The sequence below is a fragment of the Pontibacillus halophilus JSM 076056 = DSM 19796 genome, assembly GCF_000425205.1.
GTDB classification, from domain to species: domain Bacteria; phylum Bacillota; class Bacilli; order Bacillales; family BH030062; genus Pontibacillus_A; species Pontibacillus_A halophilus.
In genome coordinates this window covers 113,515-139,130 of record NZ_AULI01000006.1, presented here as the reverse complement: position 1 = coordinate 139,130, position 25,616 = coordinate 113,515, and the positions used below count along the sequence as shown (strand labels likewise).

22 protein-coding genes are annotated in these 25,616 nt (G+C 42.2%); all 22 read left to right on the top strand.

The features are described from left to right. Positions 1–18: 18 nt before the first annotated feature. The 22 genes from cccB (at position 19) to H513_RS0106355 (ending at position 25,600) form a co-directional block, all read left to right on the top strand. On the top strand, positions 19–354 hold the full coding sequence (cccB, locus tag H513_RS0106460; protein ID WP_051239753.1) for a cytochrome c551: 336 nt from the start codon (positions 19–21) through the stop codon (positions 352–354). Between the two features lie 240 nt (positions 355–594). Then, entirely contained in the window at positions 595–1,281 is a 687-nt protein-coding gene (gene ftsE / locus H513_RS0106455) for a cell division ATP-binding protein FtsE (RefSeq protein WP_026800014.1), read from the top strand. Further along, the gene (gene ftsX / locus H513_RS0106450; protein ID WP_026800013.1) at positions 1,271–2,164 is read left to right on the top strand and encodes a permease-like cell division protein FtsX; all 894 of its coding nucleotides are present in this window, start codon (positions 1,271–1,273) and stop codon (positions 2,162–2,164) included. The genes ftsE and ftsX overlap by 11 nt, the downstream gene beginning before the upstream one ends. 38 nt (positions 2,165–2,202) lie before the next feature. Continuing rightward, positions 2,203–3,612 (top strand): murein hydrolase activator EnvC family protein, encoded by a 1,410-nt coding sequence (locus tag H513_RS22215; protein ID WP_026800012.1) that lies wholly within the window; start codon positions 2,203–2,205, stop codon positions 3,610–3,612. A 119-nt stretch (positions 3,613–3,731) separates the two neighbouring features. Next, positions 3,732–5,204, top strand: coding sequence for a S41 family peptidase (locus H513_RS0106440; RefSeq protein WP_026800011.1), 1,473 nt, complete (start codon positions 3,732–3,734; stop codon positions 5,202–5,204). Positions 5,205–5,298: 94 nt separating this feature from the next. Next, positions 5,299–6,486: a PDZ domain-containing protein gene (locus H513_RS0106435; protein WP_026800010.1), complete on the top strand. Its 1,188-nt coding sequence runs from the start codon at positions 5,299–5,301 to the stop codon at positions 6,484–6,486. A 183-nt stretch (positions 6,487–6,669) separates the two neighbouring features. Then, positions 6,670–8,292, top strand: coding sequence for a diguanylate cyclase (locus tag H513_RS19685; protein WP_051239719.1), 1,623 nt, complete (start codon positions 6,670–6,672; stop codon positions 8,290–8,292). A 10-nt stretch (positions 8,293–8,302) separates the two neighbouring features. After that, the gene (locus H513_RS0106425) at positions 8,303–8,668 is read left to right on the top strand and encodes a response regulator (protein ID WP_026800009.1); all 366 of its coding nucleotides are present in this window, start codon (positions 8,303–8,305) and stop codon (positions 8,666–8,668) included. Next, positions 8,661–11,906, top strand: a complete 3,246-nt coding sequence (locus H513_RS20820) for an ATP-binding protein (RefSeq protein WP_026800008.1) — start codon at positions 8,661–8,663, stop codon at positions 11,904–11,906. Before H513_RS0106425 ends, H513_RS20820 begins: the two co-directional genes overlap by 8 nt. Before the next feature lie 102 nt (positions 11,907–12,008). After that, a complete protein-coding gene (locus tag H513_RS0106415) occupies positions 12,009–13,583 on the top strand; it encodes a peptide chain release factor 3 (protein ID WP_026800007.1) in 1,575 nt (524 codons plus the stop codon). A 139-nt stretch (positions 13,584–13,722) separates the two neighbouring features. Continuing rightward, positions 13,723–15,702: an excinuclease ABC subunit UvrB gene (gene uvrB, locus H513_RS0106410; RefSeq protein WP_026800006.1), complete on the top strand. Its 1,980-nt coding sequence runs from the start codon at positions 13,723–13,725 to the stop codon at positions 15,700–15,702. A gap of 8 nt (positions 15,703–15,710) precedes the next feature. After that, positions 15,711–18,584, top strand: a complete 2,874-nt coding sequence (gene uvrA, locus H513_RS0106405; RefSeq protein ID WP_026800005.1) for an excinuclease ABC subunit UvrA — start codon at positions 15,711–15,713, stop codon at positions 18,582–18,584. Between the two features lie 145 nt (positions 18,585–18,729). Then, on the top strand, positions 18,730–19,080 hold the full coding sequence (locus H513_RS0106400; RefSeq protein ID WP_026800004.1) for a YojF family protein: 351 nt from the start codon (positions 18,730–18,732) through the stop codon (positions 19,078–19,080). A 20-nt stretch (positions 19,081–19,100) separates the two neighbouring features. Continuing rightward, on the top strand, positions 19,101–19,769 hold the full coding sequence (bshB2, locus tag H513_RS0106395; RefSeq protein ID WP_026800003.1) for a bacillithiol biosynthesis deacetylase BshB2: 669 nt from the start codon (positions 19,101–19,103) through the stop codon (positions 19,767–19,769). A 112-nt stretch (positions 19,770–19,881) separates the two neighbouring features. After that, positions 19,882–20,967, top strand: a complete 1,086-nt coding sequence (locus H513_RS0106390; RefSeq protein WP_026800002.1) for a DUF4097 family beta strand repeat-containing protein — start codon at positions 19,882–19,884, stop codon at positions 20,965–20,967. Positions 20,968–20,979: 12 nt separating this feature from the next. Beyond that, positions 20,980–21,180 carry a PspC domain-containing protein gene (locus tag H513_RS0106385; protein WP_026800001.1) on the top strand — a complete coding sequence of 67 codons (201 nt, stop codon included), beginning with the start codon at positions 20,980–20,982 and terminating at the stop codon, positions 21,178–21,180. Further along, positions 21,177–21,524, top strand: coding sequence for a phage holin family protein (locus tag H513_RS0106380; RefSeq protein WP_026800000.1), 348 nt, complete (start codon positions 21,177–21,179; stop codon positions 21,522–21,524). The genes H513_RS0106385 and H513_RS0106380 overlap by 4 nt, the downstream gene beginning before the upstream one ends. Positions 21,525–21,652: 128 nt before the next feature. After that, complete coding sequence (hprK, locus tag H513_RS0106375) at positions 21,653–22,609, top strand: HPr(Ser) kinase/phosphatase (protein WP_026799999.1); 957 nt, start codon at positions 21,653–21,655, stop codon at positions 22,607–22,609. After that, positions 22,606–23,478: a prolipoprotein diacylglyceryl transferase gene (gene lgt, locus H513_RS0106370; protein ID WP_026799998.1), complete on the top strand. Its 873-nt coding sequence runs from the start codon at positions 22,606–22,608 to the stop codon at positions 23,476–23,478. Before hprK ends, lgt begins: the two co-directional genes overlap by 4 nt. A gap of 11 nt (positions 23,479–23,489) precedes the next feature. Beyond that, complete coding sequence (locus H513_RS0106365; protein WP_026799997.1) at positions 23,490–24,446, top strand: nucleoside recognition domain-containing protein; 957 nt, start codon at positions 23,490–23,492, stop codon at positions 24,444–24,446. Further along, complete coding sequence (gene ppaX, locus H513_RS0106360; protein WP_026799996.1) at positions 24,421–25,062, top strand: pyrophosphatase PpaX; 642 nt, start codon at positions 24,421–24,423, stop codon at positions 25,060–25,062. Before H513_RS0106365 ends, ppaX begins: the two co-directional genes overlap by 26 nt. Positions 25,063–25,066: 4 nt before the next feature. Further along, positions 25,067–25,600 carry an acyltransferase gene (locus H513_RS0106355; protein WP_026799995.1) on the top strand — a complete coding sequence of 178 codons (534 nt, stop codon included), beginning with the start codon at positions 25,067–25,069 and terminating at the stop codon, positions 25,598–25,600. The last annotated feature ends 16 nt before the right edge of the window (positions 25,601–25,616 follow it).

The following is a 25,616-nucleotide window of genomic DNA, read 5'->3' as shown; positions in this document are numbered from 1 at the left end:
GGGAAATGCAACGTGAAAATGAAATTATTCGCATCCTTATTCGGTGCAGTGTTACTTCTATCCGCATGTGGCGGAGGAGGAAATGAAGATGCTGCTCCCGCAGAGGAAAGTGAGCAAGAAGTCAAAGAGTACAGTGCTACTGGAGCTGAGGAAGTATTTCAGGCGAATTGTGCAAGTTGCCATGGTCAGCAACTCGGTGGAGGTTCAGGTCCTGGACTTACACAAGTCGGAACTAAATACTCTGAAGAAGAAATTCTGAGTATCATTCAGAACGGGAAAGGCATTATGCCTCCGAAAGTGATTGAAGGCCAAGAAGCAGAGCATGTAGCAAAGTGGCTCTCAACAATGGAATAATAGAATGTAACCTTAGAGATCTTTCATTTGTCGAGAGGTCTCTTTTTATTTATTTCAGATGTTGTCGAAAGGTTACAATATATTGCTATATTCTCCTAAATGACACATCTCTGCAATGAAAATGTAATAATTTTATGTCTAAAAAAAGCGAATTGAGATGTTATAATGAACTAGGTAATTTGGACATATACTTACAATTTACATCACAGAACAATTCATGGGATACAGGTGGTTTATACAATGATAGAAATGCAGGGAGTACAGATGGTGTACCCAAATGGCGTCAGTGCGCTCAATGGGATCGACGTATCCATAAGCCAAGGCGAATTTGTGTATGTTGTAGGCCCAAGTGGGGCAGGAAAGTCGACATTTGTAAGCTTAATATATCGTGAAGAAAAGCCAACAGATGGCTCAATTATTATAAATGGTGTTCACTTAAGAAAGCTAAAAGAGCGTAAGATTCCTTACCTACGTCGTGACATCGGAGTAGTCTATCAAGATTTCAAACTACTACCACGTTTGACGGTTTATGAGAATCTAGCATTTGCGCTTGAAGTAATTGAAGAGAACCCAAAAAACATAAAAAAACGAGTAATGGATGTACTTGATTTAGTGAAATTAAAACATAAAGCAAGGCAAATACCAGATGAGTTATCAGGCGGGGAACAGCAGCGGGTATCAATTGCCCGAGCAATTATTAATAATCCTAAGATTGTGATTGCAGATGAACCAACAGGGAACCTTGATCCTGAAACATCATGGGAGATTATGCAAATATTTGAAGAAATCAATAACAGAGGTACAACAGTCATTATGGCAACTCATAGCCGTGACATTGTAAATGCCATTCGAAAACGCGTGATTGCCTTTGAAGATGGCACGATTGTACGGGATGAAGACAGGGGGGAATACGGTTATGAAATTTAGAACCCTCGGACGTCACGTACGCGATGGAAGCAAGAATATCGTTCGGAACGGTTGGATGACCATTGCTTCAGTAGGGGCGGTTACAACAACGCTATTGCTCGTAGGAGTATTCCTTGCTCTTATGTTGAACTTAAATCAGATAGCGGACAACGTAGAAGATGGTTTAGAAATTAAGGTTCTTGTCAACTTAGAAGCAGATCAAGAAACCATCGATACGATTGAACAAAAGATTACACAGATTCCTGAAGTGGATACCGTGAAATTCTCATCAAAGGATCAAGAATTGCAGTCTCTCATGGAAAGCATGGGAGATGAAGGGAATAGCTGGGAAATGTTTGAACAGGAAAATCCTCTAAACGATGCCTTTGTCGTTGATACAGTAGACGTCGTTGATACATTCGACGTTGCTGAAGAGATTAACACGTTTGATGGTGTTAATGAAGTCAATTACGGAGAAGACATCGTTGGAAAGATTATTACATTTAACCAGTATGCAAGATACATTGGTCTTGCTATTGTTATTGGGCTTGTCTTAACTGCAATGTTCCTGATTTCAAATACGATTAAACTTACAATCCATGCGAGAAGCAAAGAGATTGGGATTATGAAACTTGTCGGAGCAACAAATGGTTTCATTCGCTGGCCATTCTTTGTTGAAGGCTTACTCCTTGGAATTCTAGGTTCAATCATTCCAATTGGTCTTGTTATGGGTGGTTACTATTACTTGTACAACAACCTAGCAGACCAAATCAACTTTGATTTCATTAAGTTACTACCATTTAATCCATTTGCGTACCAGTTAGGACTAATCTTGCTCGGTATCGGTGCGATTATTGGAGTGTGGGGAAGCGTAATGAGTGTAAGGAAGTTCTTGAAAGTATAAATAAAGAGCTCAAGAGTGGGAAGGAGAAAGTTGTGAAGATGAAGAGATTAGGGAGCATTCTTTCAATCGTAGCGATAATGACAGCAACAACTGTAGCGGGGACCGCTTCATCCGTACAAGCGAAATCCCTTGGTGAAGTAGAAGAGGAACTAAACGAACTAGAAGATAAACAAAGTTCTCTTAATGAGAAACAAAGTGAGGTTGATGGAGACCTTTCAGAAACTGAAGATAAAATCCATGAAAACCATGATAAACAAGAAGAGATTCATAGTGAGATTGAGGAACTAGATAAAAAGATTAGTGAAACGACTACAAAGCTACAAAACAAGCAAACAGAAATTAAGCAGACTGAAGAAGAAATTAAACAAACTGAACAAGAAATAAAACAGTTGAAAGAAGAAATTGTTGCATTAATCCAAAGCATTGATGAGCGCGAGCAATTACTTAAAGAACGTCTTCGTACACTTCAGAAGAATGGTGGAGACGTTAACTATCTTGAAGTACTCCTAGGCGCTCAAAACTTTGGTGATTTCTTAAACCGAAGCACAGCTGTAACGAAGATCATGGACCAAGATAAGTCGATTATGGATGAGCTTACAGAAGATAAGAAAGCACTAGAACAAAAGAAAATCGAAGTGGAAGAAAAGAAAGTAGAGCTTGAAGAAAAGAAAAAGGATTTAGAGAGTCAAAAAGCTGAACTTGAAAAGCTAAAAGAAGAGCAAGCGAGTCAAAAAGAGGATAAAGAAGAGTTGATGGATGAATTAGAATTAGAAGAAGATCAACTCCATAAGCATCAAATGAGTTTGGAAGAAGAGCAACAACTTATTTCGGACCAAAAAGCAGCCGCTCAACAAGAAATTGAACGAGCTAAAGCTGAACAGCGTTCCATTGAAGAACAGCTAGCTGCAGAACGTGCGAAGCGTGAGGCTGCAGAGAAAGAAGCAGCAGCTAAGAAATCTTCTTCTAGTGGAAGTTCTTCATCACCTAGCAGTAAGTCTCCATCTTCTAAAAAACAATCAACAGAGCCAGCGCCAGCTCCAGCTCCAGTATCTAGTGGCTTCATTCGCCCTGCTAGCGGAACCTTTACTTCAGGCTATGGACCTCGTTGGGGAAGCATGCATGAAGGTATTGATATTGCGAACTCTGTAGATGTACCAATTAAGGCATCTGCATCTGGAACTGTTTCTAGCTCGTATCATTCTTCTAGCTACGGAAATGTAGTGCTTATCACTCACTATATTGATGGGCAGATGTACACAACACTATATGCACACATGTCAAACCGACTTGTTTCAAAAGGTCAGAGGGTTTCCCAAGGACAAACAATTGGACACATGGGGAACACTGGACATTCTACAGGGCAGCACCTACACTTTGAAATCCACAAAGGTCCTTGGAACTATTCCAAGAGCAATGCAGTAAACCCTGCCAATTATATTAATTTATAAATTGGACATGTTGGTAAATTCTATAACATAGATTATAATGTAATAGGCATCGCACTTTATGTGTGATGCCTTTTTCGTAAATTATGGGGATTTAATATAGAGGGCTGAGGTGAAGGTGGATGAATGTAAAGAAGAGTTATCTGGCGTTATTGCTAGTATTGTCCATGTTTATAGGGGCAGGGTTAACGTTTGCAGGGACGCAATTTCTTGACCTAAGTGCCCAAACGAATGAAATTCAAATTAGCGATCCACAAGATCAAGGGGATAAGAAGGAAGGAACTGCTGAAGAAACAGGCGATCTTTCTAAAGTCAATCAAGCGTACAAGCTCATTCAAGAGCAATATGTCGAGGGGGCTGAACATACTCAGCTTGTCGAAGGAGCTATTCAAGGAATGCTTGAGACCCTTGATGATCCATATAGTGTATATATGGATAAGGAAACGATGGATCAGTTCAATCAATCCATAGAGTCAACGTTTGAAGGGATTGGTACGGAAGTCAGTATGGTAGATGGTAAAGTAACCATCGTATCTCCTTTCAAAGGTTCACCCGCAGAGAAAGCTGGACTGAAGCCAAACGATCAAATTGTCTCCGTAGATGGGGAAAGTATAGAAGGCTTGGATTTATATGAAGCTGTACTGAAAATTAGAGGTGAGAAAGGGTCAACGGTTACCCTAGAAGTAAATCGCCCCAATGTGTCTGAGAACTTAAGTATTGAAGTGAAGCGAGACACGATTCCGATTGAAACTGTGTATTCTAGCACGGAAGAAATAGACGGCAAGAAAGTCGGTGTGCTTGAAATTACATCCTTTGCATCTGAAACCGCTGCGGACTTTAATGAGAAGTTAGCTGCGCTTGAAGATGAAGGAATTGAAGGTCTCGTTATTGATGTTCGCGGCAACCCCGGTGGCCTCTTTACTGCTGCGGAGGATATATTGAAGAACTTTATTACGAAGGACCAACCCTATGTTCAGTTAGAGAATAGCGCTGGTGAGAAAGAGCGGATTTATTCGAGCCGTACCGACAAAAAAGACTACCCAATCAACGTATTAATTAATGAGGGAAGTGCATCTGCTTCTGAGATTCTGGCTGGTGCCATGCAAGAGGCTGGTGGTTACGACCTCGTTGGAGAAACGACATTTGGTAAGGGTACCGTGCAACAAGCTGTTCCATTAGGCGATGGTAGCAATATTAAACTCACGATTATGAAATGGCTCACTCCTAACGGCAATTGGATTCATGAAGACGGAATTAAACCGACGATAGAGGCGAAGCTACCTTCGTACTTCTATAGCAATCCCATTCAACTAGACGAGGGAGAACTCCAATACAACGATAACAGTGAGAAAGTTGCAAATGTGCAGGAGATGCTAGCTGGTCTTGGTTATGACCCCGGGCGTAAAGATGGGTACTATAGTCAAGAAACAGAGAAAGCAGTTAAGAATTTCCAACGAGATGCTGGCATTGAAGTAACTGGTAAAGTGAATGAAGAAACTGCAAATGGAATTGAGTCTCAAGTAACAGAGCAGGTTCGTTCAGAAGAGAATGACACGCAGCTCGACCGAGCACTTCAATCTTTATTTAAATCCTAAAGCAGGATTTTACGAAATGATATAGAATTATATCCGTAGCCTGGTGCTGCGGATTTTTCTATTCGTTGACTGACTTAGTGGAGGGAACAACATCATGTTTGATTGGTTCATCGAGATTTTGAAAGGGGTTGGAAAGTTCTTTTTAAACCCTATTACATATTGGTCGATTGTGATTGTACTGTTAACGTCGATTCGACGGATTAAATTAGAGCGAAAAGACTTTGGTACAAGAATTTTCGACCCATTTGCGGAATGGAGCCATACTTGGTTCATTAGTATGGTAACGGGTGCGATTCTTTCTGTTTTAATAGTTGGAACAGGATTTGTCGTCTCGCTAGAAATGATGGTAGCGATCAGTATTGCAATGTTGGTTAGTTCATTATGGACTCGTTTTCACTTGTTGTCCCCGGCCTACACAATCTTCCTTGCAGGTCTCCTCCTTTGGGGGGCTTCTTATGTAGAGGTTACGTTTATGCCGACATCGTGGACTACCAATTGGGAAGGTTATGAACTAGCCCCTGTTGTCATTCTACTTGGACTACTCCTTCTCTATGAAGGAATGCTTATGGTTCGTCAACCCTATGACCAGAGTTATCCTCAATACGTGAAGAGTAGCCGAGGCAAACTGATTGGTCAGCATCGCATTAAGAAATTTAGCGTGTTGCCGTTATTCTTCATCGTGCCAGGTGGGGCGTTGACATCGTTTGCACCGTGGTGGCCGTTATTTAACTTAGGCGGAAATGAATATGGGCTTATCGCGCTCCCGATGTACATTGGATTTGAGCAAGTGTTCCGAGGGTTCGCGCCTGAAGAAGGGGCGAAGCGATTAGGTAAACAAGTAATTGGCTTAAGTGTGATCACAACAGTGCTAGGGGTTGTGGGTCTATGGCTTTCCCCTATGTATATGATGATAAGCCTTCTGGTTGTTTTCCTGTTAAGGGTCGCCATTGCTTATGTACTCTATAAGAAAGATCGTGGAATCTCACCATTCTTTACACCTCGGTCTGAAGGATTGCCTGTGCTTGGAATCATTCCGGGCTCTCCAGCCCACAAAATGGGTATCCTAATTGGGGAACGTATTGAGAAGGTGAATGGATTGTCTGTTTATGATGAAGAGAGCTTCTATCATGCATTGCAGGCAAATCGAGCGTTTACCAAAGTCGATGTACGTGATTCGAACGGAGAAATTCGATTTACTCAGCAAGCTATGTATGAGGGCGACCATCATGAGCTCGGTTTATTATTTGTTAAAGAGAAGAAACGTCGTGATGATGTACGCTAAATAAGAGAGGCCTAAGCACAATCAGATGTGCTTAGGTCTTTATTTTATGTTGTAACGTGTAAAGTTCATCTAACTCTTCTTCAAAATAGCTCTTTTGGTTGGAGAATATTGTAGTAAAATGTAAATAAATCGAACATTAGAAAGTTCTAGTTTGGTTCTCAGATCTTGTTGGAGGGATAGTTATTGAAGAAGTATCAGATGAAGTTTGTACAACGTCTCAAAAATACGCTAGGAGACTGGGAAGGGCGTCCAACTGTCATGAAAGAGGAAATATATCAATTTCTTCATTCCATCAAAGGGACAGCAGCCTCTATAGGGTTACCTGAGCTGACAAACGTTGCTGAAACGTTGTTGAATCATTTGGTGGTACTGACAAAGCAAATATGGGAAGTAAGGGAATGGCAAGCTCTTATTGAACCTGTTTCAGAGTATATTCGTACGTATGAAGATGTATTAACCCCTGAAATACAAACTCCTCTCCGAAATCAGCTTCCAGATCAACCTCTTATTCTTGTAATCGAGGATGAGGTACAGATGCTTGCGTTATTAAAGGAAGAATTGGAGAATGAACAATATGCGGTTCTCTTGGCTACGAATGTGGAAAAGGCGGTCGAAATCTTCTATAGTCAGAAGCCTGATTATGTGTTGTTAGATATGTATTTGGAGTCTGAGAGTGGTTTTGAAGTGCTTGAACAAATTGTCGAGAAAGCGAAGCAGTTGCTTATACCCATTATGGTCATTAGTGCAGACGATTCGAAGTACATGAGGATGAATGTTTATAGGGCAGGAGGATTTGATTTCTTCCCGAAACCAATAGAAGTGGATGAGTTAAAGGTGTTGCTGAAGGCAAGGCTAGAACACCGTAAGTTGTTAACTAGACAAATCCTCTTAGATGAACTTACAGGCGCGTACAATCGTAAATTTCTACATGACGAATTAGAGCGTCAAGTGGCAGAGTATGAGCGGAACAACATTGATTTCTCACTAGCTATACTCGATATTGACAAGTTTAAATCCGTAAACGATACGTATGGGCATGATGTAGGGGATAACGTGTTGTCTACATTCAGCTCCCTTGTTCTTACATACAAACGTAAAGGTGACTTCTTCATTCGGTATGGCGGAGAAGAATTCATGGTATTGATGCCACAGACGAAGGTTGAAGAAGGGAAATGGGGCATCTCGAGATTATTGAATGTTTTCCAACAGGAAGTTTTCCACGGTGCTACTGAAGACTTCTCTTGTACCTTTTCTAGTGGGGTAGTGTCATATCGTAATCACGAGTCAGTAGAATCTATGATTAAGAGAGCAGACCAACTTCTATATGAAGCCAAATCGAATGGGCGCAACCAAATTCGAACAGAGGAAGACCTTCCTCTTGTTATCGACCATACGATTGACCAGACGCTTCGCATAGGCATTATTGATGATGACCCTGTTATTCACGATGTTCTTCGAGACCATTTGCAGAATGTACAATTTGATGGGTATAAAACGGAAGTGAAATCGTTCCTCGGAGGCGCATCGTTCTTTGACTCAAACTGGCATAAGCAAGGTGGGAAATTTGTGTTGTTGCTAGATGGAGTCATGCCAGATATGGATGGTCTTGATGTTCTAGAGAGAATGAGGAATGAGTGTGACGTAAAAGACTTTGTTATTATTATGTTGACCGGCAGGAAAGAAGATAAAGATATTGTAAGGGCACTAGAGTTAGGTGCAGATGATTATTTAACTAAACCGTTTAATATTCATGAGTTAGAGATACGTGTGAAGCGACTAGCTGATCGTATGTTAATGCTTACGTAGGGGGATTGAGATGAAACGAATACTATTAGCGGATGATGAAGAAGTCTTGCGTATGTTGATTGTTGATACATTGGAAGACGAAGGTTATGAAATAGATGAAGCGGAAGATGGAAGGGAAGCGCTTGAGAAGGCGGGTTCAGGAGATTATGATTTAATTATTTTAGATTATATGATGCCTGAGTATACAGGCATTGAAGTGGCTAAGCAGATTCGGAATATGGATAGTCATCAAGACATTCAAATTCTGATGCTTAGCGCTAAGAACCAGCAAAGTGATATTGAGACTTCACAGGAAGCTGGGATTAACTATTATATGGCTAAACCGTTCAGTCCTCTTCAATTGCTAGACCTAGTGGAGGAAATTCTGAATGCCTAATTATTTCAGAAAGAGTATACGTAGACAGTACTTATTTATGATGATGACTGTATTAATTGTAGCAGTCATTGGAGTATGCAGTCTGTACGTTGTAGAAAAAGGGATGAAGTCTGCTTATTTAGAGAAAAGGGATACACTGACGAATGAGATGTCTGTTATAAGTGAAGTGGAAGATTCGTTTGGGGATATGATTCTTAGAATCCGGGGATACATAGCCTTACAAAACGAAGCTGAGCTTCAAAAAGGGGAAGAGGCCTATAAGGAGCTGTCCCTTGCATTACGGGAATTTGATGCCATGGATACATCTCCAAATGAAGAAGCTGTTATGAATGAAATTCGTGCATTCACTGCGAATTACTGGGATGAACTAGTACCTCAAGTAAGGAACCTCGTCAATCAAGAAGATTATGAAGGTATTCAAGACATTTCAACTTCTGGTGCAACAGACACGATTAACGAGCTGTATGGGCAGTTAGGGGACCTTGAAGCGAACAAGAGTGAACAAATTGCTGAGGCTCATAACACGTTAATGAACCGTCTTGATTACACCTCGTTTTCTATGATTCTATTTATTGCTCTTCTATTAGCCGTTCTAAGTCTGGCGACGAAAAATATGTCTCGCCGAATCGGGGTTCCATTGCAAGAGTTATCCTTAGCATCGGAACGGATAGCAGCTGGAGATGAGGTTCAACTAGAAGCGTATAGACGAGAAGATGAACTTGGCACGTTAAGTCGTGCTTTCTCACACATGGCTAGGATTATCCAAGAACGTGAGACAGATCTACAGGCTCATAACGAAGAGTTAATGGCTCAACAAGATGAATTAACGGAACAACAAGAGCGATTGGAACACTCCTTGAACGATGTTCGTAACTTGAATACTGCGATAAACGAAGCAACGATTCTATCAATTATCGACTTAAAAGGAAAAGCTATTTATGTGAATGATAAGTTCTGTGAGGTTTCGAAATATAGTACGGATGAGTTAATTGGGAAAGACCGATGGATGTTAAATTCTGAATACCACGAGGACTCTTTCTTTAAGACCATGTCTCAAACGATTAGTAAAGGTGGTACTTGGAAGGGAGAAGTGAGGAATCAAGCCAAGGATGGAACCTACTATTGGGTAGATACAACAATTGTTCCTTATAAAGATGAAGAGGATAAGATTGAGAAATATGTCATCATTCAATTCGACATTACAAAGATTAAAGAGGCGGAAGCTGATTTAATGGGGCTCCTCGAACAATCAAATCGACAACAAGAGCGGCTCCATCACTTTAATGAATTGAATCATGCCCTCTCTATCACCCTTGAGAAGGGGCCTTTGATGGATAAAGTGTTGCAACAGCTATCTCAAATTTTCGACTTTGAGAAAGGGTTACTTTACCTTGAAGAGTCTGATGATGTGGCTTCTATGGGAATTCATTCTAACGATGTGGAACGGTTTATGGCCCATCGGGATACCAATCTTGCCGTACGTCTAAAGGAAACGGGGAAACCGCATATTGTGACAAGACAAGCAAGCCCCGAAGAACAAGGTTATTTATCTTCTACAGTTCTTGTTTACGATGCTTACGCGCCGATTTTTGATTCGGACGGTACACTGGTGGCTGTCTTTGTCTGTACTAGAATTGGGTTGCCTTTCCGAGATGAAGAGCTTGATGAACTTATTGGGGTATTAAACCGGGTTTCTTTATCATTTGAGAAGATCTTCTTATATGAAGAGACAGAAGCAAATCGCCAGTTAAACCAAGATGTTATTGATAATGTAAACGAAGCGATTCAATTCGTGGATAGCAATGGAGAACTTGTCCAACTGAATGATAAGCTTCAAGATCTAATCCCTATATCCACTGACAATACGAACATGAAGTTTGAGGAATGGTTGCAACAATTTGAAAGCCGAACGGACGACCCTGAACAATTGCGAACGCATTTCTATGATTCTACATTTACAATTATAGAGACTCCTACGTCGTTTAGATTTGAGCTTCATGTTCCACATCGCCGTGTGATTGAAGCGTATGCTCAAACCATTTTCAGGCATCAGACGAAAGTAGGGACGTTATTTGTCCACCGAGATATTACCTCTGAGTACGAGGTAGACCAAATGAAATCTGAACTCGTAAGCACCGTAAGTCATGAATTGCGTACACCATTAGCAAGTGTGTTAGGATTTACAGAGTTGATGTTGAAGCGAGAATTGAAACCTGAGCGTCAAAAGCGTTATTTAGAAACCATCCATAAAGAAGCGGACCGACTCACGAACCTAATCAATGACTTCTTAGACGTCCAACGCATGGAAGCTGGTAAGCAAACATACGAGAAACAGGAAGTAAATCTAGCTGAAGTTGCGAGCGAGGTGCTAGAAGGGTTTAGAGTAAATCATAACAATCATCGTTTTGAGATTTATGACCATTCCTCTAGTCATATCGTACACGCAGACCGTTCAAAAATGATCCAGCTTTATACCAACTTGATTAGCAACGCAGTGAAATTCTCACCAAACGGAGGAGATGTAATTGTCTCTCTAACGAACAATGAGGAATCGTTGTACATTCATATTGCGGATGATGGGCTAGGTATACCTGATGGTGAATTGCCGAAGCTATTTAAGAAATTCCATCGTATCGACAACTCAGATCGAAGAAAGATTGGTGGCACTGGTCTTGGACTCTCAATTTGTAAAGAAATTGTTGAAGCACATGGTGGGAAAATTTCAGTTCGCTCAGAAATTGGTGAAGGTAGTGTATTTACAATTCAACTCCCATTGCAGCATCGTGCTGTTACACGACAACCTACAGGAGAAGTTGACCATCAGCTCCCGCTCGTGATGGTGGTAGAAGACGATTATAGTCTTTCTCTCTTATTTAAAGACGAACTACAAGATGCAGGGATGAATGTCTTGCATTGCACGTCAGGTGAATCCGCCTTGCATGCTCTTAAAGATTCCAAACCAGATGCATTTGTAGTTGATGTGATGTTAGGTGATGGAATGAACGGATGGGAGTTTATCGAACAAGTGAAAGAGCATCCAAACTTAAGCCGCGTGCCAATTGTTGTCTCAACTGCACTCGATGAGCAGCTTCGTGGTGAAAAGCTTGGAGTTCATCAATATTTAACAAAGCCTTATCCACCAAATAAGCTGGCCACTGCTCTCTTGCATACGTTGCTTAAAGAAGAGAAGCAAGGCCAAATTATGGTATTGGATCAAGAAACGCGAAGTGATTCTTAATAAGAAGAGCTGCTTGTTGCAGCTCTTCATTTTTATTTTGAAACTTTGTCTAGTTATTAGGTAGAATAGGAAGTAGATTGCAAGAAGACAGGAGACATGATCATGACGATTCAAGATGAAGTAAACAAGAGGCGCACGTTCGCCATTATCTCTCACCCTGACGCAGGGAAAACAACACTAACTGAGAAATTTCTGTTATTCGGAAACTTAATTCGAGAATCCGGAACAGTTAAAGGGAAGAAGTCAGGGAAATTCGCTACATCAGATTGGATGGATATTGAGAAGAAGCGAGGCATCTCTGTAACGTCCTCCGTCATGCACTTTGACTATGAAGGCTACGCAGTTAATATCTTGGATACCCCGGGACACGAAGACTTTAGTGAGGATACCTACCGCACCCTCACAGCTGTTGATAGCGTAGTTATGGTGATTGATGGAACAAAGGGGATTGAACCCCAGACCATCAAGCTCTTTAAAGTTTGTAAGATGAGAGGGATTCCAATCTTCACGTTCATTAACAAATTAGACCGTGAAGGGAAAGACCCATTTGAGTTATTGGATGAAATTGAAGAGGTTCTTGGAATTGAGACTTATGCAATGAATTGGCCAGCTGGGATGGGTAAGCGATTCCTTGGGATCTTCGACCGTCTAGAAGACCGCTTCATTCAGTATACTGGGAACGAAGAAGAGAACGTCATTCCAGGCTCAGAGTATGACCAGTATCCTGAACTCACAGAGAGTGGAACGTTCCAATCCGCTAAGGAAGAAGTTGAATTGCTACAGGAAGCGGGAGAACCTTATTCTATGGAAGCCATTCAGAATGGAGAACAAACTCCGGTATTCTTCGGTAGTGCATTGGCACCCTTTGGGGTGGAATCCTTCTTTAATACGTTCTTAAACATGGCACCTTCTCCAGCCCCTAGAAAAGCATCAGGAGACCTTGTTGCCCCTGAGAAAGAACAATTCTCTGGATTTATCTTCAAAATCCAAGCGAACATGAACCCAGCTCACCGTGACCGTGTCGCCTTTGTGCGCGTGTGTTCAGGAAAGTTTGAACGAGGGATGAACGTAACCTTGCACCGTACAGGGAAAGCATTTAAGGTTTCCCAGACGCAACAATTTGTCGCCTCCTCGCGTGAAACGGTGGAAGAAGCATATGCAGGTGACATTATTGGAATATATGATCCGAACGTCTATCGCATTGGGGATACCCTAGTGGAAGGAAAGAATACGTTCGAGTACGAAGAACTTCCTCAGTTCCCGCCAGAACTGTTCAAGCGCGCTACAGTGAAAAACGTTATGAAATCCAAACAGTTTAAGAAAGGGATGGAGCAGCTCGTACAAGAAGGTGCCATCCAATTGTTCAGAGGAGCCAAAATGGATGAATATATCGTTGGGGCTGTTGGAGAGCTTCAATATGATGTATTTGAATACCGTCTTAAAAATGAATATAACGTTGAAGTGATCTTTGAAACAATTGGGGAACGAATACCACGCTGGTTGAAGGAAGAACAAGTTGACTATTCCTTGTTTGATGATCGTAGTAAGCTTGTGAAAGACCGAGAAGGAAATCACTTAGCTCTCTTCAAGAACGATTTCTCCTTGCGCTGGTTTAAGGACAAACACCCTGATATTGAATTAATTGATTTGTTTGAGAGTAACGAATACAGTCAATAGAAAGCTATAGCCTCGTGCTATAGCTTTTTTCTCTTTATGAGCATATGAATCGAATGTTTGTTCGTGTCAATGTTAAAATGAATGAACTTTGTGGTAAACTACGAGTATGTTCAGTCGAATAGATGGGAGGTTGCACAGTTTGAACAATCAGTTTCAGCTTCACTCAAATTATGATCCTCAAGGAGACCAGCCTCGAGCGATTGAGAAGATTAAGCAAGGAATACTTAACGGAGAACGGCATCAGACGCTTCTAGGTGCAACAGGTACGGGAAAGACATTTACCATGTCCAATGTCATTAAAGAAGTCAATAAGCCAACATTGGTCATCGCACATAACAAAACGCTGGCCGGTCAGCTTTACAGCGAGTTTAAAGAATTCTTCCCGAACAATGCAGTTGAATATTTTGTAAGTTATTACGACTATTATCAGCCAGAAGCCTATGTTCCTTCAACGGATACCTTCATTGAGAAAGACGCTAATATCAATGACGAGATTGATAAATTGCGACACTCTGCAACGTCATCCCTATTTGAACGGAATGACGTGATTATTGTCGCAAGTGTCTCGTGTATTTACGGGTTGGGTTCTCCTGAAGAGTATCGAAATTTAGTCCTATCCGTCCGAACGGGGATGGAGAAAGACCGTGATCAACTTCTACGAGACTTAGTTGATATTCAATATGCGAGGAACGACATTGACTTCCAGCGCGGAACGTTCCGAGTGCGAGGGGATTCAGTCGAAATAATCCCAGCCTCGAGGGAAGAGCATTGTATTCGTGTGGAGTTTTTCGGTGACGAAATTGACCGTATTCGTGAGGTCGATGCGCTCACAGGTGAAATACTAGGCGACCGTGAACACGTAGCAATCTTCCCAGCATCCCACTTCGTAACTCGCGAAGAAAAGATGAAAGTAGCCATTAAGAATATTGAGGCAGAGCTACATGAACAACTGAAGAAGTTCCGAGAAGAGAACAAACTTCTAGAAGCTCAACGTCTTGAGCAGCGAACTCAATATGACTTAGAGATGATGCGCGAAATGGGCTTTTGCTCTGGTATTGAGAACTATTCGAGACATCTAACTTTACGTGAAGCGGGATCGACACCGTATACGCTTATTGACTATTTCCCAGAAGACTTTCTGATGATTGTTGATGAGTCGCACGTTACTTTGCCTCAGATACGAGGAATGTTCAATGGAGACCAAGCACGTAAAAATGTACTGGTTGACCACGGTTTCCGTCTTCCGTCTGCGTTGGATAATCGCCCATTAACATTTGGTGAGTATGAGAAGAAAGTGAATCAATCCGTATACGTGTCTGCGACTCCTGGACCTTATGAGCAAGAGCACACCGAAGAAATGGTAGAACAGATTATTCGACCAACTGGTCTACTAGACCCAGAAATTACGGTACGTCCTATCCAGGGTCAAGTTGATGACTTAGTAGGAGAGATTCATGCTCGTAAGGAGCGTAATGAACGAGTACTTGTCACAACATTGACGAAGAAGATGTCGGAAGATTTAACAGCTTATTTAAAAGACCTTGAAATTAAAGTGGCTTATTTACACTCTGAGATTAAGACGCTAGAACGAATTGAAATTATTCGAGACTTACGACGCGGCAAGTATGATGTGCTTGTCGGCATCAACCTCCTTCGTGAAGGTCTTGATATACCTGAAGTTTCCCTTGTCACCATTCTAGATGCGGATAAGGAAGGCTTCTTGCGTTCACAACGTTCGCTTATTCAAACGATTGGTCGAGCCGCGCGTAATGAAAACGGACAAGTCATTATGTACGCAGATAAGATGACAGATTCAATGGAAATTGCCATCGAGGAAACGAATCGCCGTCGAGAGAAACAAATAGCCTATAACAAAGAACATGGCGTGACGCCAACGACGATTAAGAAGGAAATTCGGGACGTCATCCAAGCAACTGTTGCCTCTGAAGAGCAGGAAACTCAAGATGATAAACCGAACTTGTCCGAAATGAGTAAGAAAGAACGAGAACAAGTCATTCAAAATATGGAACAAGAAATGAAGCAGGCTGCGAAAGACCTTAACTTTGAAAGAGCTGCTGAGCTTCGAGACCTACTATTGGAACTTAAAGCGGAAGGATGATCGAGTCTATGGAACAAAAATCGATCAGCGTAAGAGGCGCAAGAGCCCACAACCTAAAAAGTGTTGACGTTGACCTCCCAAAAAATAGCTTAATCGTGATGACTGGTTTGTCAGGTTCAGGGAAATCCTCCCTTGCCTTTGATACCATCTACGCGGAAGGGCAGCGCCGGTATGTAGAATCACTATCTGCCTATGCTCGACAGTTCTTAGGGCAGATGGATAAGCCTGATGTGGATAGCATTGAAGGCTTATCACCGGCCATCTCAATTGACCAAAAGACAACAAGCAAGAACCCTCGTTCAACGGTTGGTACCGTAACGGAAATATACGATTACCTTCGTCTTCTATATGCTCGTGTTGGACGACCAACTTGTCCAAATCACGGAATTGAAATTTCATCACAAACTGTTCAGCAGATGGTCGACCGCTTGTTGGAGTTTCCTAAACGGACAAAGATTCAAGTCCTTGCACCAATTGTATCTGGACGTAAAGGTACACATGCGAAAGTGTTTGAACGCTTAAAGAAAGAAGGATATGTTCGTCTTCGTGTAGATGGAGAGATGAGGGAAGTTACCGAGGAGTTTGAACTAAATAAGAACAAGAAGCACTCTATTGAAGTCGTCATTGACCGTATTGCTGTTAAAGAAGGAATCACAGGACGTATTACCGATTCACTTGAAACGGCTTTACGACTTGGTGAAGGACAAGCCATTGCGGATGTAATTGATGGAGAGGAATTGTACTTTAATGAGGATCATGCATGTCCGATCTGTGGATTTTCCATTGGTGAGTTGGAACCTCGGATGTTCTCATTTAACAGTCCATACGGAGCTTGCGAACGCTGTGATGGACTTGGAACGCAACTGGAAGTGGATGTGGACCTTGTCATCCCAGATTGGAGTTTGTCGCTAAAGCAACATGCCTTAGCACCTTGGGAACCTGCTAGTTCACAGTACTACCCACAAATGCTCCAAAGTGTCTGTAACCATTACGGCATTGATATGGATATTCCAATCCGTGATATTCCTAAGAACCAGCTCGATATTATTCTCTATGGTAGCGGAGATGAGAAAGTATTCTTCCGCTATGAGAATGACTTCGGCAAAGTTCGTGAGAATGAAATCTTCTTTGAAGGCGTCGTTCCGAATGTTGCACGTCGTTACCGTGAGACATCTTCTGATTATATTCGTGAACAAATGGAAAAGTATATGTCCCAACGCTCTTGCCCGAAATGTGAAGGGTATCGATTGAAGGAAGAGTCCTTGGCTGTGCTCATTAATGGGTATCATATTGGTCATGTTGTGGATTATTCCATTAAGGACGCCATCACGTTCTTTGAATCTGTTGAGCTAACTGAAAAGGAAGAGCAAATCGCTCGCATGATTCTAAAGGAAATATGCGACCGACTCGAGTTCTTAATGAATGTCGGATTAGAGTATTTAACGATGTCACGTTCTGCTGGAACGTTGTCAGGTGGAGAGGCGCAACGAATTCGTCTCGCTACTCAAATCGGAGCCGCGCTTACAGGTGTCTTGTATGTGCTTGATGAACCATCCATCGGTCTACACCAGCGAGACAACGATCGACTGATTAACACATTGAAGAATATGCGTGATTTAGGCAATACGCTTATTGTCGTTGAGCATGATGAGGATACGATGCTAGCTGCTGACCATCTAATTGACATTGGTCCAGGTGCTGGTTCTCATGGAGGAAATATCGTTTCTCAAGGCACTCCTCAACAAGTGATGAAGGATGAAGAATCCTTAACTGGTCAGTATTTATCCGGAGAGAAATTCATTCCCCTTCCAGCTGAGCGTAGAGTGAAAGACGACCGTTCGATTGAAATTGTTGGGGCAGAAGAGAACAACTTGAAGGGTGTAAACGCGACGTTGCCACTTGGGATGATGACGACAGTGACGGGCGTATCTGGGTCTGGTAAGAGTACGCTAGTGAACGAAATTCTCTTGAAGTCTTTATCTCAGAACCTTCATCGAAGCAAGGTGAAACCTGGTAAGCATAAAGAAATTAAAGGCATGGAGCATCTTGAGAAAGTGATTAACATTGACCAGTCTCCAATCGGTAGAACACCACGTTCCAATCCTGCGACCTATACAGGTGTCTTCGACGACATCAGAGACGTATTTGCTCAGACCAATGAAGCGAAGATTCGCGGGTACAAGAAGGGACGCTTCAGCTTTAACGTCAAGGGTGGTCGTTGTGAAGCGTGTCGAGGAGACGGTATTATTAAGATTGAGATGCACTTCCTCCCAGATGTGTATGTTCCATGTGAGATATGCGATGGCAAGCGATACAACCGTGAGACGTTAGAAGTGAAATATAAGAACAAGAGTATTGCTGACGTGTTGGAAATGACAATTGAAGAGGCGTATGAGTTCTTCGAAAACATTCCAAAAATTAAACGGAAGCTTTCAACCGTCTTTGATGTAGGACTAGGCTACATCCGCTTAGGCCAACCAGCTACGACGTTATCTGGAGGAGAGGCTCAGCGTGTTAAGTTGGCAAGTGAGCTTCATCGTCGTTCCACAGGAAAGTCACTCTATATCTTGGATGAACCCACAACAGGGTTGCATGTGGACGATATCTCGCGCTTATTGAAAGTGTTGCAGCGATTAGTGAAGAATGGGGATACGGTTCTTATCATTGAACACAACCTCGACATTATCAAAGCGGCTGATCATATTATTGACCTTGGTCCTGAAGGTGGGGAGAAAGGTGGCGAAATTATCGCGACTGGTACTCCAGAAGAGATTGCAGAACAGAAACAATCCTACACAGGTCACTATTTAGGGCCAGTGCTAGAACGAGATCGTAAGCGGATGGAAGAGCGATTGCACCAGAAGGAAAAAGTGTCACGTTGATGCGAACCATTTATTTAGCTAGCTCACAAAGGTGGGTTAGCTAAATTTATGTAAGATAATTGTGAAGTAGATTCTTTGACGAACCATTACGCCATTGGGTATGGTAGGTTTGGAGATATTTTAGTTCTTGAGAGGAGTCATCTCTATGGAATCAATACAAAAGGAACAAGTGCAACAGGCGTTAGACCAATTTCTAAATAAAGAAGTCTATGTCCACTTAGAAACAACAAATGGCGCTTACGCAAGCCACTTTGATAAAAATGCTTATAATGTAGGAGCATTTATTCGTAATGCACCGATTCAATATAGTCAGGCTAAAATAGTGGGGGAGCACTCTTTCCGCGTAGGATTGAAGGCTCAACACGGTTGGGTGTATGCCGAAGGATTAACCGACTTTGAAATTGATGACCAAAACCGGCTACTCATGGCGGGTCACGATGTAGAAGGACGTTTAATGGTCGCTTTAGAAATAAGCGAGACCCCATTTGGTCAATAAGGCGAAGGAGTGAAACATAGATGGAACAACACGTTGTAGTGATCTTGCCGCACCCAGACGATGAAGCGTTTGGTGCATCTGGTACAATCATTAAATTTAGAGAAGAAGGCACACCTGTGACTTATTTGTGCGGAACGTTAGGACAAATGGGACGCAATATGGGCAGCCCATTCTTCGCAAACCGCGAAACCCTACCACAAATTCGTAAGAAAGAGTTAGTTGATGCTTGTAAAGTGTTGGATGTGAACCTAGAGATGTTAGGCTATCATGACAAGACGCTTGAGTTTGAAGACCTTGGTGAAGTTGCGGAACATTTGAAATCATACTTGGATAACATTAAACCTTCACACGTCATCACGTTCTATCCTGGCCATGCTGTACACCCAGACCACGATGCTATGGGGGCAGCAGCCATCGAAGCTGTAAAGCGGATGGATGAAGAAAGTCGTCCGGAAGTGTGGGCTAAGGCCATTACACACGACCGCTACGAGAAGCTTGGTCGTCCTGAAATTACAATTAACGTAGAAGATTACTTTGATCGTAAATTAGAAGCAATTGAAGCACACCGCTCTCAAGCAGAAGGAATGCTCAATCAATTCCGTAAGAGCCCAGAACTTCGTGAACTAAATGCAGAGGGAACGAAGCACTTATTGAATGAAGAATTCTACAAGTGGACGTTTGATAAATAATCGTAGAATTTAGGCGTATAGAAATCTATACGCCTCTTTTTATATAGATATGGGAACTTAACCCCACACCTTGCCGTACATAGTAGAAATGAGCCTATAGAGGAGTGAAATTATGAAAGAAGAGCGTTTGCATATTCTAACGTTGCTCGAAAGAGGCGACATTGATGTAGATACGGCCTATTCGATGCTTGAAGAGCTAGAACAGTCGTCCACTCAATCATCTACCACTGCGTTGACGACGGATGTATCATTTCGTGAGAAAGAGAACCAGAGAAAAGAGGCAACTCAAAAAGGGTCGAAAAAGGATCGTATTTTCCGATTCATAGGCGAAACGGCTGATAAATTAAAGAAGATTGACCTGGATTTAAACTTCGGGAGTCATTACAAAGTCAATCATATCTTCCAATACGAAAACGTTGATGTTCATCGCATAGAAGTAGAAGTTGGGAATGGGCGCTTGGACGTAGTGGCATGGGAAGAGGAAGAAGTTCGGATAGAGTGTCAGGCACAGGTGTATAAACAAGAATCCCAAGAGGAAGCTAGAGAATACTTCCTGAAGGAAGCGCGGGTGTCTACTCGTGATAGAAACCTTACTGTTCGGATACCTTCTAAACGGCTGAAGGCGACAGTGAAAATGTATGTTCCTCAACGGATGTATGATGAACTGGTCGTTCGAACGTTCAATGGCCGTATCAAGCTTCATTCGCTAAGAAGTGAAAGAATTCAAGCTAAAACAGCTAATGGCAAAATTGAGTTTCATCAACTGGAGGGCAAGGAATGGGATTTGGAGACGTCTAACGGACAAGTGATCGTTTCAGAAGGCGCAAGTCAATCTCTAGATATCTCAACCATAAACGGAAGTGTCCATGTTAATGGTGAGTTTAATAAAGCTGATGTCCAAACCGTTAACGGAAATATTGCATACCAGAATCAAAATCCTCACGCCGAAACAGCATTTCTACAAACAACGGCTGGAAGTGTTGAGGTTAAGGTTCCAGACTCTTTATCAATTGAGGGTACCTTAAGGTCGGCGATTGGAACTGTATCGTGTAAACTTCCTGAATTTGATGTTGTAAGGGATACGAAAGAGACTCTAAAGAAAGAGTTTGTCTTTTCGACTAAGGGAGGCACAACTCCCCCGCTTCATCTGGAGGCTTCATCGAAGTCTGGTTCAATTGTAGTCATGAATGAGAAATAGGAGGGATGAATCATGAAAGAATTAAAGCGTTCTAAGCGAGATAGAATGGTTTCAGGCGTATTAGGTGGCGTGGCTCAGTATTTTTCAATAAGTGCAACGCTTGTGCGACTCATTTTCGTAGCGGTTTGTTTACTAACACAAGTATTTCCGTTACTCCTGTTATACGTCGTTGCCATGTTTATCATGCCGAAAGGGAGTGAGATGGAGGAATGAAGAATTGGCTCTTATCCATTATCGTTAACGCGGTTGCACTTATAGCAGTTGCCCAGCTGTTCGATTCGTTTCAACTGAAAGGATTCACTGCAGCTCTGTTGGCAAGCTTTATCCTTTCCATATTAAATGTCATCGTAAAGCCCTTTCTCGTTATCTTGACGTTACCCATTACAGTCATTAGCCTTGGGTTGTTCTTATTTGTGATTAATGCAATTACGCTGATGATTACTCAATCGCTAATCGGTGAATCCTTCGTCATTGACGGATTTGGGACTGCGATCATAGCTGCTATTATTATTTCCTTGCTGAATTTAGTACTCAATCAATTGGTGAAGGAGTTATAAGTCACACCAGTAGCATAAGGCTGCTGGTGTTTTCTTTGTCATAAATTCAGAAGGTTCCATAAACAGTTCGCATTAAAAAGTGCTACAATAGGGAAAGTGAATATGGATTTGGTCAGGGAGGCTTACATATGACAAAGGTTCGAACTCAGGACTTACTAGATCGATTTAATCTCGAAATTGTTGCGGGAGAAGATGGCGTTCATCGTGAAATTACGACGAGTGACATCTCCCGACCAGGCATGGAAATGGCCGGGTATTTTAAATACTATCCAGCTGAACGCTTACAGCTACTTGGGAAAACCGAACTCTCATTCTTTAACGAATTGTCAGATAGTGAGAAGGCGGACCGTGTGGAGAAGCTATGTACAGACATTACACCTGGGATTGTCATTACACGAGGGATGGAAGTACCAGTCATGCTAATTGAGGCTGCCAATGAAGCGGGTGTGCCTATTATGCGTTCACCAAACAAGACGACACGTGTCATTAGTCGTTTAACGAATTACTTAGAAACTAAATTTGCCCCATTTACAGCCATTCATGGTGTCCTTGTTGACGTTTACGGTGTTGGGGTGATGATTACGGGGCAGAGCGGTGTCGGTAAGAGTGAGACTGCGCTTGAATTAGTGAAGAGGGGTCATCGTCTTGTTGCGGACGACAGTGTCGAAATCCGTCAAGAAGACTATGATAAGCTCATTGGTAGCTCACCTCCGTTAATTGAGCATCTCTTGGAGATTCGAGGACTCGGCATTATTAATGTAATGACGTTGTTTGGTGCTGGTGCGGTTCGTAGTTATAAGAAGATCTCCATGATTATCAATTTAGAATTATGGGACCAACAGAAGCAATACGACCGTCTAGGTCTTGAGGAAGAAACCATGCGAATCATGGACGTAGAAGTACCGAAAGCCACTGTGCCGGTACGTCCAGGTCGAAACTTGGCAGTTATTATTGAAGTAGCTGCTATGAACTTCCGTCTGAAACAAATGGGCATTAATGCAGCTGAAGAATTCTCAGACCGGTTAACAAATATGATTGACCAAAGTGGCAGAGGCAATCATGAAAAAGGAGGCTTTACGGAATGAGTGAACTAGGAAATCCAGAGCCGTTAAGCCGGGTCTTTCTTGACCTTGGCCCTTTTACGATTTACTGGTATGGGGTCATCATCGCAACGGGGCTATTTATCGGTCTCTGGATGGCAACGAAAGAATCGCAACGTCTAGGGTTGCCTAAAGACATTTTTGTGGATTTACTCGTCTTTGCTATTCCAATTGCAATCTTAAGTGCGAGGATCTATTACGTTATATTTGAGTGGAACCGATTTAAAGATGCTTCCTTCATAGAAATGATTGCAGTTTGGGAAGGTGGGATCGCCATCCATGGCGCTCTCATAGGTTCGGTGTTGACCGCACTCGTCTTCGCTAGAGTTCGAAAGGTGAGCTTCTGGAAACTTGCAGATATTGCAGCACCAAGTATTATTCTTGGACAAGCTGTAGGACGTTGGGGCAACTTTATGAACCAAGAGGCACACGGTGGTCCTGTGTCAGAATCTTTCTATGAGAATGTGATGCAGTACTTTCCGGATTTCATCGTTAATCAAATGGTGATTGATGGAACGCTCTATCACCCCACGTTCTTGTATGAGTCGGTATGGAATTTCCTTGTATTAGCCCTCCTGTTGTACTTGAGAAGAGTGAACCCGAAACGTGGAGAGATATTCTTAACGTATGTTATTGCCTATTCCATCGGGCGATTCTTTATTGAGGGCATGAGAACAGATAGCTTATACGTATTTGAAGTGATTCGAATGGCTCAAGCTATATCTGTTGCCTTAGTCGTTGGAGCGGTGCTCTTAATGATTTTCCGTCGTAGACAGAACCCAGACCTAGTATCTTACGATTATGTAGAGCCTAAGAAAAAGGCGAAAGGGAAGAAGAAGTCGAAGAAAAAGTAGGGGTGGAACATGTGGGAGGAATTATAAAACGTGGTTTGCAGAAGGGGTTACTGCTTACGTGGTCACTTGGTAAAATCATCTTTCCAGTAACATTAATCGTAACGATTCTACGGTTCACGCCGATTTTACCTTATATCATGAATGCAATTTCTCCAATTATGAAGTGGATTGGCTTGCCAGGGGAAGCAGCCATTCCGCTTGTATTGGGGAATTTTTTGAATTTGTATGCTGGAATTGGAGCTATTGTTTCCTTTGACTTCACGGTGAAGGAAGTGTTTATCTTAGCTGTGATGCTCTCGTTCTCACATAATTTGCTGATTGAATCATCTGTAGCCTCTCGAGTTGGAGTGAGCTGGTGGCTAATTTCAGGTATTCGCTTATCACTTGCCTTTATTTCAGCCATACTAATTCATGTACTATGGCCTGGTGGACAAGAAATGGCCCAGTATGGACTCGTTCAGCAACAGGGTGCGGATCCTGAGACCTATCTTGGTATTCTTTGGCTAGGAATCAAGAATGCAAGTATGAGTATTATTCAACTTGCTCTCATTGTGATCCCGCTAATGGTGGTCATGCAATGGCTTAAGGAGAAACATTGGTTAGAACGCTTTTCTCGATGGTTGGCTCCATTTACGAAAGTGCTCGGTGTTGAACGAAATGCCTCAACGACCCTTGTAGCTGGTCTGACGATTGGACTTGCCTACGGTGCTGGTCTTATGATGGATGCGGTGAAGGAAGATGGGGTTTCGAGGAAAGATATGTACTTGTCACTAATTTTCCTTGTATCGTGCCATGCGGTTGTGGAAGACACACTCATCTTCATACCGTTAGGGATCCCTATATGGCCGTTGCTAGTCATTCGACTAACGACTGCAATTGTACTGACCGCAATTGTTGGGTTCATATGGAACAGATTTTTCACAAAACGAAAGGATGCATCTTATGACCATTCATACCCTACTCTTTGATTTAGATGGAACGTTAATTGATACAAACGAATTAATTATTGCTTCATTCTTGCATACAGCAAATACGTATGCACCTGGACAGTACAAACGTGAAGATGTTCTTAAATTTATCGGACCTCCATTAACAGAAAGTTTAAAGACGATGAATCCAGATGAAGACGTAGATGAAATGATGAACACGTATCGAACGCATAATCAGAAGAACCATGATGATTATGTGAAAGCCTATGACGGAGTGGTGGAAGCCATCACGACGCTCAAGGAGAAAGGATATCGTCTAGGGATCGTGACGACCAAACTCCGTGATACGGTTGATATGGGACTTTCTTTAACGAAGTTAGAAGGGTTATTCGAGGTGGTGGTTACCTTAGATGACGTTACCCATGCTAAACCTCATCCTGAGCCAATTATGAAAGCCATGATTGAACTGGGTGCGACTCCTGCTGAAACCATCATGGTCGGTGACAATACACACGATATTGAAGCTGGACAAAATGCAGGAACGAAAACTGCAGGTGTGGCTTGGACCGTTAAAGGAAGAAAGACGCTTGAAGACTTGAATCCAGATTACATGCTTGAACATATGAGTGATATTCTTAAAGTTGTAACGGAGTGATGGCATGAGGAAAACCGTCCGTTATCGGGTGGAAGAGGCCAATTCCCTATGGCAAATCTATAAAACCGTCCCCTTCTGGAAAGTCGCTAAGAACTTTATCGTCATCCAATTGGGGAGGTACATGCCTTTTCTTCCGGTGAAGAATTGGTTGTACCGTAGGCTATTACGAATGGAAGTTGGCGAACATACAGCATTCGCTCTTATGGTCATGCTCGATATTATGTTTCCTGAGAAAATAACTGTTGGTCGAAATAGTGTGATTGGATATAATACGACCATCTTAGCTCATGAGTATATGATTAAAGAATATCGACTAGGGGATGTAAGGATTGGAGATGAAGTATTAGTTGGCGCGAATACTACAATCCTTCCTGGCGTTACTATTGGTGATCGAGCCATTGTATCTGCAGGTACCCTTGTACATAAAGATGTTCCAGCAGGATGTTTCGTAGGAGGCAATCCCATGAAAATGATCTATACGAAAGAGCAAATGGAACAAAGAACGGAAGAGGATGAATTTCTACAGGACAATGTGTAATTGTCCTGTTTTTTTG